A 15,808-nucleotide genomic window follows, 5' to 3' on the forward strand; every position below is an offset into this window, starting at 1 on the left:
GACGACAGCGTTTCCTCCCGCCGTGGCTTCACTAGAGGGGTGGTAGCAGCAGCCGAGGTTTCCTATGAACATAAGTTCCGCAGAACTGCCGAGCCAGTTGGCTGACGCGCGCAGCCAAGTCGAAGCCTATTGTCAGTCGTTGGTTGATACCGGCGAAGCGCGATGGCGGATCAACAATGACGGTGATACCGAGCTGCATCTGGAAGGTGGCGAGGCTTACCTCTTTGGCAAGTTCGGCGTGACGCGGCTGAAGTGATCCACGAACGAGCCATTCGACTCATTCAACAAGGAGCGCATCATGAAGATGCTTCTCAGCCAACTGGATTCGCCGCTGGGCGTCATGCTGCTCGTGACCGATGCGCAGCAGGTCGTGCGTGCGCTCGACTTTGCCGACCACAAGGCACGGCTGCATCGCGGTCTGCGCGAGCACTATGGCGAGGTGGAACTGACTGAGATCCCTGCCCCGGCCGAGATTGCCGATGCACTCGCCCGCTACTTCCATGGCGAGCTGGAGGCGATGAAGGTGTTGCGGACTGCGACGTCTGGTTCGGAATTGCAGCGCCGGGTCTGGGCCGCGCTGCGCCGCATCCCTGTGGGCACGACCACGACCTACGGCAAGCTAGCCAAGGAACTGGGTTTCGACGACCCGCGCGCGGCCATCGAGATCGGCGCGGCCAATGGCGCCAATCCGATCGCCATCATCGTGCCGTGCCACCGCGTCATTGCGAGCAATGGCGACCTCAAGGGCTATGCCTGGGGCCTGCACCGCAAGCGCTGGCTGCTGGAGCATGAGAACGCGATGGTGGCAAAGAAGATGCAGCCCCAGGCGCAGACCGCCATGCTGCCGGGGTTTTGATCTTGAGCGAAATTCATGCGAAGACTATTGCCGCCGACCTGTCACCGCGTGCCTACCACCGGGCCGCCAAGTTCCTGTCCGAGTTGGACGACTGGGCTCTCCACATTGCCGCCATCGGACCATGTCGCCATGAGGCCAAGCCTGCACGCGAGCCCTATGAGGCGCTGGTGCGCGCAATTGCCTATCAGCAACTGCACGCCAGGGCGGGAGATGCCATCCTGGGCCGCCTGCTGGCGCTCTACCCGGGCGTGTCTTTTCCGGCGCCTGAGCAGTTGCTGGCCAGCGACCCGGAATTGCAGCGCGCCTGCGGCTTCTCGGCAGAAAAGCTGGCCACCATTCGGCGGATTGCCCAGGCTACAGTCGATGGCGTTGTGCCGAACCTCGAAGAGGCCCGGCGTCTGCCTGATACTGTGCTGATCGAACGCCTGACGTCCCTGCGAGGCGTAGGGCGTTGGACGGTCGAGATGTTCCTGATCTATTCGCTGGAGCGCTCCGACGTCCTGCCCGTGGACGACTTCGGCGTGCGGGAGGGCTATGGGCGCCTGAAGGGCCTGGAGAAGGCCCCCACGCCGCGCCAGATGCGCGAGATCGGAGAGGCTTGGAGCCCTTTCCGGACGGTGGCCGCGTGGTATCTGTGGCACCTGCCCCGTCGATAGATATCGGCCGCAAGAATCGGAGTGCTTGCGATGGAAAGCCCGCGTATTCTGGCTGCGTGATTGATGATGACGAGACTTCTGCCATGAAGACGACCATTGCCTACGAAACGGAAGACGATCGCTGGACGGCCGTACAGGCGCGCGATGCAGGCGCCGACGGCCATTTCGTCTACGCCGTGCGCACCACGGGCGTGTACTGTCAGCCAAGTTCGTCGGCACGGCTGCCCAAGCGCGAGAACGTGGAATTCTTCGACTCGGCCGAAATCGCCGAGGCTGCGGGCTACCGCAGCAGCCGCCGTGCTCATGCTGACCAGACCAGTGCGGCAGCCGAGCGCGCTGCATTGGTGGCCCGTGCCTGCCGCATGATTGAAGCATCGGAGACGCCCCCTCAGCTTGATGATCTGGCGACTGCAATCGGCATGAGTCCGTTTCACTTCCATCGGCTCTTCAAGGCTGAAACTGGCTTGACGCCCAAGGCCTACAGCTCGGCCTATCGCGCCCGCAAGCTGCGCGAAGAACTGAGCAGCCCGGATGCGTCCATCACGAACGCTATCTACGACAGCGGGTTCAATTCAAACAGCCGGTTCTACGAAGCCTCCGACCAGTTGCTGGGCATGCGCGCGCGGGATTATCGCTCCGGTGGTGTCGGTGCCGTCATCCGTTTCGCCGTGGGCCAGTGTTCCCTGGGCGCCATTCTGGTTGCGCAGAGCCAGCGCGGCATCTGTGCAATCCTGCTGGGCGACGATCCCGACCGACTGGTGCGCGACCTCCAAGACCAATTCCGCAAGGCCGAGATCGTCGGCTGCGACGGTGAATTCGAGCAGTTGATTGCCCAGGTGGTGGGCTTTATCGAAGCGCCTGCGATGGGACTGCACCTGCCGTTGGACGTGCAGGGCACCGCCTTCCAGGAGCGCGTCTGGCGCGCGCTGCGCGAGATCCCGCCGGGTACGACCGTGAGCTATGCCGAGATCGCCGAGCGCATCGGCTCACCCAAGGCGGTACGCGCCGTGGCCCAGGCGTGTGCCACGAATCACATCGCCGTGGCTATTCCCTGCCACCGCGTCGTGCGGCGTGATGGCGATCTGGCCGGCTACCGCTGGGGCGTGGATCGCAAGCGCGAACTGCTGCGCCGCGAAACCCAGGTTTGATGGAAAGGTGTCCCATGACTGCGTTCGACGCAACCCTCGATCGCCTGAATTGGGTGGACATCGGCCTGCAACTCGATGCCGAAGGCTATGCCGTGCTGCCCGGCCTGTTAGACGCCAACGCGGCGTGCGATCTGGCGCGGCTGACCTCTGCGTCTGGTGCCGAACGTGTGGCGTTGGCATCCAGCGGCCTCGGGCGCGGTGAATTGCTGGTCTTCGGCTCGGACCTGCCGGCGCCTCTGGAGCAGTGGCGCACCGCCCTCTATCGTCGTCTGGTTATCGTTGCCAACCGTTGGAACGAGACCCTGGGCGTCGATCATCGCTATCCGGCCGAACTGGAAGACTTCTCGCGGCGCAATCGGAAGACAGGCCAGACGCGGGGGCAATCCCACCTCAGTCGGCTCGGCGTCGACGATCATGTATTGCTGCATCAGCGCAATGAAGGCGAGCAGGTGTTTCCCATGCAGGTCGTCGCCGTGCTGTCCGAGCCGGGCGTCGATTTCCAGGGGGGCGAGTTCGTGATGACTGAGCAGCGCCCACGCATGCAGTCGCGCCCGGCAGTGTTGCCGCTCAGGATCGGCGATGCGGCTGTCATCGCCACGGCGGAACGCCCCTTCAAGGGTACCAAGGGCTACTATCGCGTCAATCTCAAGCACGCCATCAGCCGCGTCCGCAAAGGCGAGCGCATTGGACTGGAACTGTCGTTCCACGATGCACCGTGATGCAGAAGGGACACCGCACATGCCGACACCGGACAAGACATTCATGCTGATGGGGCCAGATGGCAAGCCGTGCTCCAGCGCCATGCCCGGCATCTTCGGAGGCCATCGAGGCCGAAAGTTATACGGGCGCATGGACTGCCGTGCCGCGCTGCAGGCGATTGCCCTTGGCGCGTATGTGAAGCACCGCGTTTTCTTTGCCGACGAGGCCACGGCCATCGCCGCCGGCTACAGACCGTGCGCCGTTTGCATGCCCCAGGAATACGCGGCCTGGAAGAAGAACCAGCCTACCAGGCCCTCGGGCAGCACCCGAAAGGAGGCACGCTCATGAGCGCGCCACTCCCCAGCTTTGCAAGTGCGGACAACCTCATGCCGCACGACCTACCCGAAGCCCGGATTGCCGCATCAGACTGTACTGAGACAACGAGAAGCGTGCTCCCTGGCACGCAAGGCACTTTGCATGCTCTCGCCCCATCGGCAGATGGAAAGAGCACCGTCGGACGTGTTGCTGCAGTGGCGTGCGCGTAAGGGCACCACGCCTTCGCTCCGTGGTCTCAAGACACTCGACGAGCACTATGTCACCCCGGCCTCCCTCGCCAAGAGCACAAGGCATCGACACGCCATTTTGATGAATCCGGCATTGCCTTCTCATCTCAATAGCGAGATGGCGCACGAAACTCGCGAAGGGCCAATCCCACAGGAGGGCGTTGTCACGTTGGCGCACTTGGGCCGTAATGAGGTGAGGAGTGAACCACCGCTTCATGCGGCAGACGGAACTTGGGTGACTTCGATAGGCCAACGTGACAGTGCCGAACGATGCGCTTCGCGCCTACGCCAAGTCGAAGCCGATGCTGCCTCGATAAAATTTTTCCGCACATGTGTCGCCACAGATAGTTGGCAACATCTGCGCCCTACAAATTCCTGACGCATCTTGTACCCTGAAAGGGCTGCACTCCCGCAGTCGGAGGTACATGTGATGAAGAACAATCGAATGCTAGCAGTGGCATGCGGCACATTCATTGTGGCGCTGAGTGCCGCGCATGCGCAGCCTACGCAAGCCCCGGATTCGGGGGCGAATCCGTCTTACTCAAATAGCCAAGGGAAGTTCGATCCGTATACCCAAGGCGCAAATGCTGATAGCACCAAGTCCAACCTCAGTCCTTCGGCCACGCCTAGCAGCCCGATGGATCCCTCGATGCCAATGCAAGGCACGAGCCAGGTGAACCCATATCCCCAGGGCGTACAACAGGATCCGCAGTTCAACCCAGGCGGCCATGTGTACGACGTTCGTAATCCGTACTTCATGGGCGGCTAGACGGCACTGTCACGTTGGCGAGGTCGCGTAAGATGGGGCGATGAAGAAGACATCGCTCTATCACGGCCACCGCTTTCCGGCAGTGGTCATCAGTTGCGCGGTACGCTGAACCTTCCGCTTCCACCTGAGCCTGCGCGACATCGATGAATTGCTGTTCGAGCATGGCGTGGTCGTGAGCTACGAGACGACCCGCCGCTGGTGCGACAAGTTCGGCGGCAACTTTCCCCATCGAGTCACGGCAGTGCGGCGCCAGCCTGGCAACACGTGGCACCTCGATGAACGCCCTCAAAAGACACGAGGTTTCGATACACCGGCAGAACGACTCCATCAAACCGTTGCGTTGACCGGTTGAATCCGCAGTCGGTCGGAGACGGTCGCAGCTCAGTGGCGGACGTCCGGCAGAGTTCGGCCAGGAACCGTCGTTCGCCCGCACCGTCGCTCGGACGTACAGAGGTCAGCTCCGTCCGGGCAAACGGTCATTCAGCCCTGGATGATGAGACATTGGTCTGTCGGCCTTTTCCGAAATTTACGCGCCCGCGCACCCTGTGGCTGCCCCGTCGTTGGTCAGACTTTCTTGCTCTTCGCGCTTAGAATCCTATGGACCAATCTGTGGCAGTTGGCGCAGAGGCATTGGAGGTCGTCAAGGGTGGTTTTGTGGCCTTCTGTCATTTCGCTCACGTGAGTGGCGAAATGATGAACTTCGATACATGCCTCGGCCTCTTCGGCTCCGTAATGCGCTACTGGATCGAGGCCGCAACGTTCACAGCAAAGCCGACCGTGTGTTCGACGAGATTGCGCTTTCTTAGCCTTTGCGAGGCCAGGGGCTCGTTCACGCTTCAGGTGAGATTTCAGCTTTGCGCCGCCCTCACGCCATTCTCGGTCGATGTAAGTTTCGCTGTCGGGTGATTCGTATGCCTCGCCTTTCGGCACGATCTGATAACCGGCCTCTTGCAGCAGGTTGAAACATAATCCCCCGGCAGTAAAGTGTCTCGGGCCGATCGGAGCGCCATCTAGCGCCATCGAAAGTGCGAGTCCAAAGACGGCTTTGGGCCGAAGTCGACGGCCATTGTCAGCGATCAGGTCATAGTCAGTCGACGGGCCAAATGGATCGTCCGTTACATTGCCATCGATGAATTGCTGAACCGCTCGCCAGATATACTCGGGTGTTGCTTGACGCAGCACGTCGGCGCGTAGCCTTTCCATGCTTCGGAGGTCTTCTTCCGCAGCTACACCTCCGAGCCGGTTAGCCAGATCCTCGCTGGATCCGCTGAAACCGGTCGCGATTCGAATGCGCTTTGTTGAGTTGCCTCCCTTCGCACTTGAATTTGGATCGCTGCGAATATTTTTCATGCGACTGCTCAACAGGCTGCAGATTTGCTCCGGCGACAGACTTCCTTCGGATTTACTCAGAATGGATCGCGTGCTGAGAGGTAGTGACTGGACGGTTGTGCTATCGACCCATGCACCAAGTATGGGTATAGCGGCTTGAGAAAGCCTGCTAGTCAGCAGGAGCAGAGCTTTAGCATAGTCCGCATTTACCGTTCCACGCTGGCCCTTTGCCCCGCCTCGGCTGTGCAGGATGATGTCTGCTTGGTCCACGGAGAAGCGAGCATCCAGCCGGGAGCCGTCTCCGTCAATCGCTTGGAATATTCTTGGCAATTTAACTTTCCCTGTACAAGCCTTTTCAGGTTTCGAAGAATCGCATCAGCTTCGCGCGTTCGAGTTCGTCGTTCGTGAAGGTCGTGCGAAGCTGCCGAGTCGAGCCGCCGATGTAGCGAACGTCCTCGATCGCTCGGCGCGGCTGTGCAATCGCTCCATTGTCATTGCGCGGCCGGAGTACCCTTCGCCCGCTCGGATCGACCACGAACAAACCGAAAGCGTCGTCGGCTTCTGCAGCCGCGACGATCTCCTGATTGATGTGCTCGTCGCCGAAGCCGTAGCCGATGGTCATAAGGCGCGTGCCCCGTTCACGCAGACGCGCACGGAACTCATCGGCGTATCGAGTCAGCAGCACCGATCCTGCAATCGCATCCACCTTGCGAGCGCCCATCACGAGCAGATCGTTACCGTCCTCGCTGCGCCAGTTGACTGAGCCGTGTAGTTTGAAGATCGGCTGGCAGTTGTCTTCGACGTGGTAGTTGGCACCCAGTGCGGGTCGCAGTTCGGTCGCCAGTATCTCTTCCGGTCGAAGCTGCCAATAATTCGGCGGAAGCTGTATCCCGGGATATTGTGGACGATCAGCCATCTGCTCTCGACCACGCTGCCGGAGCGGCAGATGTCTGTAATGCAATTCAAGTTGCAGATCCTGATTGAGCGTAAAGATTGCGTCGAAACCCGCGAGAAAGGGCACAAGACCTCTATCGGCAAAGTTTGCGCCGTTCCCCTGACCATCCAGTCCGCCACTATCAACGAGCATCCGATTCATGTCGTTAAACGATGATCTGATGGCGTGATCCATCGCATCGAGCCGCTCGCGGTGCGCGGGCTGCTGATGCTGCCGCCACTCACGTTGCAGGTCTCCGAGAACCTCTTCGAAGTTCGGATTGTCGATGAGCCGCTTGCAGAGATCCCAATTATCCGCAAGGCGGCTGATCAGGTCGTCGGCGAGTTCGCCCGCGAGCCAGCCGCCCCAGTTACGGGTGAAGCCTGCGCCGAGCAAAAGGAGGTGCGCCATTCGGTTTCCCCTGACGATTCAGCCTGCTTATTCTACCCGTCAAGCTGAACGTGATTGCCGGCGAACGACCATTCTGGAATTGGCAAGCTATCGCACCGGACGACTGTTTGGCACCTGAAACCAGCCATTGCCCGAGCGATGTACCGTAGGACCGCTTCGGGTCGGAAGCGGTCCCCCACAAATCCCCCATGGCCGAGTCCGCCCATCCGTGGGCATTTGCTTGCATGCCATTCGAGGCCGTGTCGGCGGCGCTACAGGTGCGCGGCTGGCGCAGAGATGAACAGGTTCAGCCCCAATCGTTCCGACAGGAAGCGCATGACAAGCTGCCCGCGCACGCTGTTGCCGGCGGCATCCAGTGGCGGCGAAAAGGTCGCGACCGCGCCCTTGCCGGGGGCGATCGTTAGTATGCCGCCGCTCACGCCGCTCTTTCCGGGCAGGCCCACATCATAGAGCCAGCTCCCTGATCGCTCGTAAAGCCCTGCCGTCGCCATGACCGCCAGTACTCGCTGGCAAGTCGCGGCGCTCACAACCTGCTCGCCTGTGAGCGGATGGACACCACCGCCGGCCAAGGTTGCGCCCATGAGTGCGAGGTCCCGCGCACTGACCAGCAATGCGCATTGGCGAGTGTAGACCTCGACGGCCTCATCCGGATCACAGTAGAGACGCCCGTGCCCGCGCAGGAGGTGCGCCTATCCGGCGTTGCGCTGGTTGTTGGCCGCCTCGGACGCGTAGACGTGCTCATCGCACTCCAGCTCGCGGCCGGCGAAGCGAGACAGGCCCTGGCGAACGTGGTGCCAGCGGTCTTCTGCACCAGAGCCGGGTATCAGGCTAGTGGCAGCGATGGCGCCGGCATTGACCAAAGGATTGCTGGTGCCGTCGGCACGCAGTTCCATCGCCATGATGGAGTTGAAAGGCAGCCCTGTAGCGTCTACACCGAGCCGCGCTGCAGCCTCGGCCGCACCGAGGGCCTCGCATACCAGCGCAAACACGAAGGGCTTGGACACGCTCTGGATCGAGAAGGTCTCAGCCGCCTCGCCGACCATGAACGCGTCGCCGCGAGTATTGGCGACACAAATGCCAAAGGCTGACGGGTCCGCCTCGGCCAGGGCCGGAATGTAGTCAGCCAGTTTCCCGCCCGCCTCCTCCCGAAAGTTCTCATAGGCCGCTTCGACCAGCGAGCGGATCTCGTCCGGCCCCGGCAGAGTGCCAGTGGAGACGAAGCGTGCTGTTGGGGCGGATGACGAGTTCATGCCTTGGCCAACGGATATGAGATGAAGCGGGTGGGTTGAATAAGTCCCGGTTTGATCATGTCTCGTCCCCCTTTTCAACACTGCCTTTTGTCAGGCGTGCGCCACCATGTGGCTGCTCTCGGAATCGCGAAGGCCCTTGGAATCCCTACGACTCTCGACGCAACGGCGAATTTTTTCACGCAACGCGTAGGCGTTCGGGATGCCATACAAGTGGATGACTGGCGAAGCGCCATTCGAACTCACAATCACTATGTTGGCCAGTTTAAGCAGCCACAGGAGCAACGGCTGCGTCAGTTGAATGTCCCGCACAAGGGACAACTCCACTTCATCGAGTTTCATCGACATGATGCCACTACGTACCGTCACGCGCTTAGTGGTTACCTCTATCCTGGTCGTCTGAACTTTCAGGTAACTAAGCGCTGCAAGGATGACGGCCGCAGGTATGAGAAACGGTATGAAGCACATTGCGACGCAAAGCACAAAGACAGGAAGGTTTGCGGCCTGCGACGGGCGTCCAGACCACAAGAGCGATTCGTTGGACATTTGAACTCCGTAATTTCAGAAGGGGGCTGCGGCGCGCGAAGCTTCAGCGCCCGCAGAACTCACTCTGAAAGTAGGCGTAACGCGGGCGCACGACTTTTCCTGAGCCGCCCCCGACTTTGCATTCGGCGCCATTTGGCGACGAGTGTGCCCTGGCATCCACACTACCGATACCGCGCAGCCGCGAGGGGTGAAGCCATCAGCACGTTGGTCGCAAGTGCCACTAAGCTCCACCACCTCGAAGAAGAGAACGACGATCCCATCCAACAAGACCTGGAAACAGCCCCCCACCCGAAACGGGTTGCGCTACCCGCGATCCGTGCCGAGTGGGTGTCCTCTTTCTATAATCTGCCGAGCCCTCACCGGGACACACGTTTCTTGTCGGTGCCACCTGGAGAATCTGCCGTCATGCCATCCGCAACGGGCGTGCCGCACAAGCAGCCGTACACGCCGCCCCTCTCGCCAGGCAAGCTTGCCCCGCCCCGCAGCGCTCGCCCGCTGATGCCGCGCGACACACTTACCGCGCGTTTGACCGCAGCGCGCGGCCTGCGATGCGTGGCCATCGAGGGGCCAGCCGGCAGCGCCAAGACCAGCAGTCTTGTCGCCTGGCGTCAGTCACTGCTGGCATTGGACTATGACGTCGCGTGGCTGTCGCTGGCGGCGGATGACGATGATCCCGCCAGCTTCTTCGAAGCATTGCTCGCAAGCCTTTCCACAATCGACCCAGCCCTTGCCGGCAACGCCCAGCTACTGACGGGGCGTGACGCGACGCCCAGCGCTGCCGAGCACTTTGTTATCGCGGTCGTTCGTGCCATCGCCGCGCACGGTCGCCAACTCGTGCTGATGCTCGACGATACCCACCTGCTGCAGGATGCACGCGTGCTGGCGGCCTTGCGCTGGTTGATCGACTATGCGCCGCCGCATTTCCACATCGCCCTGACGTCGCGACATCCGGTGCCGGAGCCCGTCTCGCTGTCGCTTTCCAGGCTGGAGGCCCGTGGGATGGCGGCCAGATTCGATCTGCGCGATCTACGCTTCACGCCCGACGAATCGACCAATTTTCTGCGCGATCAGCTTGGAGCCGTCGAGCCGCAAGATGCAAGCCGGATCCACGAGTTGACCGACGGCTGGCCCGCTGGCCTGCAACTGTTCGCCGTGGACCTTCGCGCCAAACAGGGCGGTGCGTACATACCCGTTCATGTGCGGGACGCCGAAACCTTCGCCAGCTATTTCGAGCGCGAGATACTGGTGCGGCTGGCGCCTCCGGATCTGCAACTCCTCACTTGCCTGTCTGCCTGCGACCGGTTCTGCGGCGCCCTCGGCGCGACGCTGCTCGGCACTCCAGACGACGGCCCCGAGATTGGGCGTCGGCTCGGTGGCCTCGCGCTGGACGGACTCTTCCTGGTCCGCATCGGCGACGCTGCCGGCGACCACACGTGGTATCGCCTGCATCCCCTACTGCGAGAAGTGCTGGAGGTTCGCGGCGCCAACCTGCCTCCTGTCGAGCGCCGGTCAGTCCATGCTTCCGCCTGGCAGTGGTTCGCGGCGAACGGACTCGTGGAGGAAGCCGTCGGCCATGCAGTGCGCGCCGGCGAGCCCGACGTTGCAGCCGACATGGTCGAGCACAGTGCCATCGACCACCTTAAACGCGGCGAACTCAACCGGCTCGCCGGGCTGCTGCGACGACTCCCGTCCGAGACCATCGCCAGCCGGTTCCGACTGGAACTGACGATGGCATATTTGCACATGTATGCCGGCGAAGCCGATGCCCTCGAAGCGAGTCTGCATCGCCTGCAGGTCTGGTCCGACACACCCGACAAGACCTCCGCACACCGACGCTATGCGCTGGCAGTGCTGCGCGGAGGCCTCGCACTCGTGCGCGATGACACCGACGCCGTGGCGGCATTGTTGCCGGAGCTGCATCGCCTGCCACCGGGCAGCGATGACTTCACGCTCACCGCACGCGCCAATATCCTGTCGTGGATGCACATCTATCGCGGCGAGTACGGCGAGGCTCGCGAGGTCATCGAGGATGGGGCACCGTGCGATGGTGCGCCCCGCGGGATTCTTCTTGGTCGTTGCATGGGTGGCATGACCCACGCCGCCGAGGGCGACGTCATGGTCGCCGAGCGAATTTTCCGCGATGTGCTGGCAGCGTCCGAGTTGCATGGCCGAACCTACGCGGGCGTTGCGTGCATGGCATCCGCGTTGCTCGGCGAGGCACAGTACGAACTGAACGACGTGGAATCCGCGGCGCGAATGCTGGTGGCACGCATCGACGTACTGGAACGCATCTCGATCCCCGATACCGTACTGCGCGCGCTGCAGACGCTATCTTGCGCAGAATGGCTTGCCGGCCGCCGCATCGAGGCAATGGCTTATCTCGATCGGCTCGAGCGTTATGCGCTACGGCATCAAACCGACCGCCTGCTGGCGTCGGCGCAATGGCTGCGCGTCCGTTGCTACCTCGAAGCCGGGAACACGGATCGCGCCGCCGCAGTGCTGCAAGCGCTGGAGACACTGGCAGACCGATACCGGGGCGCAACGCGCAGCACCGCATGGGAAGTGCGCGTCTGCGCGGATCTGGCGGCCACGGCGATGCACCTGCATCACCATGATTTCGACAGCGCGCTCGCAAGGCTGACGCCGCTGCATGCCCTCTCGGAGGCTGGCGGCCGCTGGTGCCGGGTTGCCGGATTGCACCTGCTGATGGCGATTGCCGAGAATGGCCGTCGCAATACCCGTGCAGCCCATGATCACCTGCTGTCCGCGCTTCGAATCGGCCATCGCCTCGGGCTTGTTCGCAGCCTGCTGGATGTCTCGCCCCAGGTGGCAGGCTTGCTGGCCAACGTGGCCGGAGACGCCGCTGTCGATCCTGTACTGGCGTTCTACGCCCAACGTCTGACAAATGAGGCCGGGCGCGGCACCGTGCCCGCCGCGCCTGCGGCATCGCACACACCAACCCCCTTCGACGCGCAGCTCAGCGACCGCGAGCGTGAAGTGCTGACGCTACTGACGCATGCCTTGCCAAACAAGAAGATCGCGCGGATGCTCAATGTCTCACTCGACACAGTGAAGTACCACTTGCGCAACGTCTACGCCAAGCTCGGCGTCGCTGGCCGCGATGAGGCGGTGGCTCGGCTGCGTGAGGCCCAGTCGCCACGTCTGGGCTGATTCGCCCTACCCACCTACACCACCGGTGTAGGGATTCTTTCCCTCCCCGCATCCACACTCCCCTCATTGCGGTGCCGAACCGGCGCCGCCAACCAGATTGGGGGAAATCACAGTGGAGATCCAGCGCAGCGTCTATCGCGATGATCATGAGATGTTCCGCGCCACCGCGCGCCGCTTCTTCGAGCGCGAGTGCGCGCCACGGCAGGCAGAATGGGATGCCGCTGGCCAGGCGGGGCGCGATATCTGGTTGAAGGCCGGGCGCGAGGGTCTGCTTTGCGTGACCGTACCGACGGAGTATGGCGGTGGTGGCGGCGACTTCGGTCATGCCTGCGTTCTGGCGGAGGAGTACCACCGTTCGAGCGTATCCGGGCCAAGCTTCTCGGTCCACTCCGACATCACGGCACCGTACATCGTCCGCCTTGGCACCGAGGAACAGAAGCATCGCTGGTTGCCTGAGATTTGCCGCGGCGAAAAGATCCTGGCCATTGCGATGACCGAGCCGGGCACCGGGTCCGACCTGAAGTCCATCCGTACCTCTGCCGTGCGTGACGGTGACGAGTGGGTCATCAATGGCAGCAAGACGTTCATCTCCAACGGGCTGAACGCCGACCTCATCGTCGTGGTCTGCAAGACCGATCCGGCCGCTGGCGCCAAGGGCGTAAGCCTGATCATGGTCGAAGCCGATCGCGCGGGTTTCCGCCGTGGACGCAAGCTGGAGAAGGTCGGCCAGCATGCGGCCGACACTGCCGAACTGTTCTTCGACGATGTTCGCGTGCCGGCAAGCAACCTGATTGGCGTGGAGAACCGCGGCTTTATCCACCTGATGGAAGAGCTGCCGCAGGAGCGCCTGATCATCGGCGTCTACAGTGCGGCCCGCCTGGAGCGCCAACTCGAGTTGACACTCGACTACGTGAAGTCCCGGAAGGCTTTCAACCAGACCGTCTGGGACTTCCAGAACACCAAATTCAAGCTCGCCGATATCAAGGCCCAGGCAGTCGCCGTCCGCACGCTGATCGACCACTACATCGGCCAGCACATGGCGCGCAAGCTGACGCTGCAGGAAGCCGCCATCGCCAAGCTGTTCGCCACCGAAACCATGTGGAAATGCGTGGACGAGATGGTCCAGTTGCACGGCGGCTACGGCTACATGCTCGAGTACCCCATTGCCCGCTCGTTCGTCGACATGCGCGTGACGCGCATTTTTGGCGGCACCAGCGAGGTCCTGCGCGAACTTATCGCGCGCAAGCTTTGATCACTAGCGGAGAACAAGCACCATGAGCGAAAAAGTACTGGTTGCTGGCGTTGGGATGATTCCCTTCGCCAAGCCGGGCGCCTGCCTGAGCTATACCGAAATGGGCGCCGAAGCCACACGTCGCGCGCTGGCCGACGCCGGTATCGGCTATGACGACGTGCAACAGGCTTTCGCCGGCTATGTGTACGGCGACTCCACCTGTGGCCAGACCGCGCTGTACGAGGTTGGCATGACCGGCATTCCGATCGTCAACGTCAACAACAATTGCTCGACGGGATCGACCGCCCTCTATCTCGCACGCCAAGCCATTGCCAACGGCGACGCCGATTGCGTGCTTGCGCTCGGCTTCGAGCAGATGCAGTCAGGCGCCCTCAAGTCCCACTGGGACGATCGCCCTGTCACGCGCGCCCGCTTTCAGCCGATCATGCACGGCCTGACCGCCGACATGGCCCACTTGCCGCAGGCGGTACGCACCTTTGCCGGCGCCGGCCGCGAGCACATGCAACGCTATGGCACGAGCCTGGAGACCTTTGCCGCGGTGCGCGCCAAGGCCAGCCGCCACGCCGCCAACAATCCGCTGGCGCTGTTCCGCAAGGTGGTGACCACCGAGGACGTGCTGAACGACACCCCGCTGTTGCCTGGGGTGATAACCCGCCTGATGGCATGTCCGCCCACCTGCGGTGGCGCGGCGGCCATCCTTGTATCGGAACGATTCGCCCGCAAGCACGGCCTGCGCACCGACGTGCAGATCCTGGCGCAGTCACTCACGACGGATCCGCCTGCCTCGTTCGACCCACCGTCGATGCTGAACTACGTCGGCACGCACATGACCCGCTCGGCGGTCAACAGGGTCTACGAGAAGGCCGGTGTGGGCCCCGAGGATATCGACGTCTGCGAGCTTCACGACTGCTTCGCCCAGAACGAAGTCATCAGCTACGAAGCCCTTGGCTTCTGCCCCGAAGGCGGTGCGGAGAAGTTCGTGCGCGACGGCGATAACACCTATGGCGGCAAGGTGGTGGTAGGCCCATCCGGTGGGCTCCTTTCCAAGGGGCACCCGCTCGGCGCGACCGGGCTAGCCCAGTGCTTCGAGCTGACGCACCAGTTGCGCGGCACGGCCGAGCAGCGCCAGGTGGAAGGTGCGCGGCTGGCTCTGCAGCACAACCTTGGCCTGGGCGGTGCCTGCGTGGTCACGTTGTACGGCAAGAACTGACTGACATAAATAAGCAAGCAGGAGGAGACAAACATGAAGCCATCGCTGCTCACCCGCTTGTCGGGCCTTGGCCTGGCGTTCGCCATGCTGTTGCCGACGCTGGCAGGCGCCGCCGACAGCTACCCGTCGCGGCCACTGCGCTTTGTCGTCCCGCTCACGCAAGGCAGCGGTTCCGACACCGTCACCCGCTTCGTCGCGGAGCGCACCGCCAAACTGCTGGGACAGCCGGCCGTGGTGGAGAACCGGCCCGGCGCCGACACCATCATCGCCACGCAGAGCGTCCTCACGGCACCGCCCGACGGCTACAGCGTATTGATGATTTCGCCCAGCTCGATGGTCATCAATCCGCTCGTGCACGACCGCCTTCCGTACGATCCCAGGCGCGACCTGCGTCCGCTCGCGGCAGCGATTCGCGCCACGTCCGTGCTGGTGACGGGCCCTTCGTCGCCATACAAGACGTTCAGTGACTTTCTGTCCGCCGCAAGGAAAGCCCCGAACTCGGTCAGCCTGGCGAACTACAGCTACCACTACCGGCTCGGCGCGCTGCAAATGCAGCAGATGGCCGGAGTCGAGTTCAACCACGTCCTCTACAAGGGCGCTTCTCAGGCCCAGACCGACGTGATGGGGGGCGCCGTGGACGCGGCACTGCTCGATCTCGGCGGCGCGCTGCCGCTCATTCGCGCCGGCAAGCTGCGCCCGTTGGCTGTCACGACCCGGGCACGCCATCCCGAGCTGCCCAATGTGCCGACAGTAGCCGAAAGTGGTCTGCCCGGTTACGAGCTCACGGTCTGGCTCGGCTTCGCGGTCAGCGCGAAGACGCCGGAGCCTGTCGTCGCCAAGCTCGAGGACGCACTGCTCAAGGCAATCGGGTCTGCAGAGTTCAAGAGCTTCGCCGCACAGACGCTGTACGCCGGCGTACTTGGCATGAGCGGAACGGAGATGAGCCGGATGATCGAGGCCGAGCGCGGGCGCTACGCATCGATCGTCAAGACCTACGACATCAGCGTGCGCTAGTTC

General features: G+C 62.6%; 14 protein-coding genes and 2 pseudogenes. 12 read left to right on the forward strand and 4 right to left on the reverse strand.

The genetic code is table 11. The features are described from left to right. The first annotated feature begins 64 nt into the window (after positions 1 to 64). The 8 genes and pseudogenes from K6G35_RS17875 to K6G35_RS17910 all read left to right on the forward strand — a co-directional run. A complete protein-coding gene (locus K6G35_RS17875) occupies positions 65 to 256 on the forward strand; it encodes a hypothetical protein (protein ID WP_008641234.1) in 192 nt (63 codons plus the stop codon). Between the two features lie 42 nt (positions 257 to 298). Then, positions 299 to 856, forward strand: a complete 558-nt coding sequence (locus K6G35_RS17880) for a methylated-DNA--[protein]-cysteine S-methyltransferase (protein WP_008641229.1) — start codon at positions 299 to 301, stop codon at positions 854 to 856. 2 nt (positions 857 to 858) lie between these two features. Beyond that, positions 859 to 1,512, forward strand: coding sequence for a DNA-3-methyladenine glycosylase family protein (locus K6G35_RS17885; protein WP_035880823.1), 654 nt, complete (start codon positions 859 to 861; stop codon positions 1,510 to 1,512). Between the two features lie 83 nt (positions 1,513 to 1,595). After that, positions 1,596 to 2,660 (forward strand): bifunctional DNA-binding transcriptional regulator/O6-methylguanine-DNA methyltransferase Ada, encoded by a 1,065-nt coding sequence (gene ada / locus K6G35_RS17890; protein ID WP_008641227.1) that lies wholly within the window; start codon positions 1,596 to 1,598, stop codon positions 2,658 to 2,660. 14 nt (positions 2,661 to 2,674) lie between these two features. Next, entirely contained in the window at positions 2,675 to 3,379 is a 705-nt protein-coding gene (locus tag K6G35_RS17895; RefSeq protein ID WP_035880821.1) for a 2OG-Fe(II) oxygenase, read from the forward strand. Between the two features lie 19 nt (positions 3,380 to 3,398). Further along, a complete protein-coding gene (locus tag K6G35_RS17900; protein WP_035880819.1) occupies positions 3,399 to 3,707 on the forward strand; it encodes an Ada metal-binding domain-containing protein in 309 nt (102 codons plus the stop codon). 645 nt (positions 3,708 to 4,352) lie between these two features. Continuing rightward, entirely contained in the window at positions 4,353 to 4,691 is a 339-nt protein-coding gene (locus tag K6G35_RS17905; protein ID WP_008641224.1) for a hypothetical protein, read from the forward strand. A 40-nt stretch (positions 4,692 to 4,731) separates the two neighbouring features. After that, a pseudogene (locus K6G35_RS17910) lies at positions 4,732 to 4,992 on the forward strand (IS6 family transposase); the annotation flags it as partial. 263 nt (positions 4,993 to 5,255) lie between these two features. On the opposite strand, the gene K6G35_RS17915 reads toward K6G35_RS17910, so the two are convergent. The 4 genes and pseudogenes from K6G35_RS17915 to K6G35_RS17930 form a co-directional block, all read right to left on the reverse strand. After that, a complete protein-coding gene (locus tag K6G35_RS17915) occupies positions 5,256 to 6,350 on the reverse strand; it encodes an HNH endonuclease (protein ID WP_495676827.1) in 1,095 nt (364 codons plus the stop codon). 25 nt (positions 6,351 to 6,375) lie between these two features. Beyond that, complete coding sequence (locus tag K6G35_RS17920; RefSeq protein WP_035880813.1) at positions 6,376 to 7,365, reverse strand: SIR2 family protein; 990 nt, start codon at positions 7,363 to 7,365, stop codon at positions 6,376 to 6,378. Between the two features lie 251 nt (positions 7,366 to 7,616). Further along, a pseudogene (glsA, locus tag K6G35_RS17925) lies at positions 7,617 to 8,615 on the reverse strand (glutaminase A). A 90-nt stretch (positions 8,616 to 8,705) separates the two neighbouring features. Next, entirely contained in the window at positions 8,706 to 9,158 is a 453-nt protein-coding gene (locus K6G35_RS17930) for a PH domain-containing protein (RefSeq protein WP_035880809.1), read from the reverse strand. A 405-nt stretch (positions 9,159 to 9,563) separates the two neighbouring features. Here K6G35_RS17930 and K6G35_RS17935 point away from each other — a divergent pair, with 405 nt between their 5' ends. From K6G35_RS17935 to K6G35_RS17950, 4 genes are all read left to right on the forward strand, one after another. Next, positions 9,564 to 12,329, forward strand: a complete 2,766-nt coding sequence (locus K6G35_RS17935) for a LuxR C-terminal-related transcriptional regulator (protein WP_035880803.1) — start codon at positions 9,564 to 9,566, stop codon at positions 12,327 to 12,329. Between the two features lie 112 nt (positions 12,330 to 12,441). Continuing rightward, positions 12,442 to 13,581, forward strand: a complete 1,140-nt coding sequence (locus tag K6G35_RS17940; RefSeq protein WP_035880799.1) for an acyl-CoA dehydrogenase family protein — start codon at positions 12,442 to 12,444, stop codon at positions 13,579 to 13,581. Between the two features lie 22 nt (positions 13,582 to 13,603). Continuing rightward, a complete protein-coding gene (locus tag K6G35_RS17945) occupies positions 13,604 to 14,791 on the forward strand; it encodes a lipid-transfer protein (protein WP_008641216.1) in 1,188 nt (395 codons plus the stop codon). A gap of 33 nt (positions 14,792 to 14,824) precedes the next feature. Further along, on the forward strand, positions 14,825 to 15,805 hold the full coding sequence (locus K6G35_RS17950; protein ID WP_008641214.1) for a Bug family tripartite tricarboxylate transporter substrate binding protein: 981 nt from the start codon (positions 14,825 to 14,827) through the stop codon (positions 15,803 to 15,805). Positions 15,806 to 15,808: the final 3 nt, after the last annotated feature.

It is taken from the genome of Cupriavidus sp. HY129 (assembly GCF_059492215.1).

What these genes read in the sequence shown, in the direction of transcription:
- K6G35_RS17935 (WP_035880803.1), top strand. Translation starts at nt 9,564, where the DNA reads ATGCCATCCGCAACGGGCGTGCCGCACAAGCAGCCGTACACGCCGCCC.
- K6G35_RS17900 (WP_035880819.1), top strand. Translation starts at nt 3,399, where the DNA reads ATGCCGACACCGGACAAGACATTCATGCTGATGGGGCCAGATGGCAAG.
- K6G35_RS17930 (WP_035880809.1), bottom strand. Translation starts at nt 9,158, where the DNA reads ATGTCCAACGAATCGCTCTTGTGGTCTGGACGCCCGTCGCAGGCCGCA.
- K6G35_RS17945 (WP_008641216.1), top strand. Translation starts at nt 13,604, where the DNA reads ATGAGCGAAAAAGTACTGGTTGCTGGCGTTGGGATGATTCCCTTCGCC.
- K6G35_RS17880 (WP_008641229.1), top strand. Translation starts at nt 299, where the DNA reads ATGAAGATGCTTCTCAGCCAACTGGATTCGCCGCTGGGCGTCATGCTG.
- K6G35_RS17920 (WP_035880813.1), bottom strand. Translation starts at nt 7,365, where the DNA reads ATGGCGCACCTCCTTTTGCTCGGCGCAGGCTTCACCCGTAACTGGGGC.
- ada (WP_008641227.1), top strand. Translation starts at nt 1,596, where the DNA reads ATGAAGACGACCATTGCCTACGAAACGGAAGACGATCGCTGGACGGCC.
- K6G35_RS17950 (WP_008641214.1), top strand. Translation starts at nt 14,825, where the DNA reads ATGAAGCCATCGCTGCTCACCCGCTTGTCGGGCCTTGGCCTGGCGTTC.
- K6G35_RS17875 (WP_008641234.1), top strand. Translation starts at nt 65, where the DNA reads ATGAACATAAGTTCCGCAGAACTGCCGAGCCAGTTGGCTGACGCGCGC.
- K6G35_RS17905 (WP_008641224.1), top strand. Translation starts at nt 4,353, where the DNA reads ATGAAGAACAATCGAATGCTAGCAGTGGCATGCGGCACATTCATTGTG.
- K6G35_RS17895 (WP_035880821.1), top strand. Translation starts at nt 2,675, where the DNA reads ATGACTGCGTTCGACGCAACCCTCGATCGCCTGAATTGGGTGGACATC.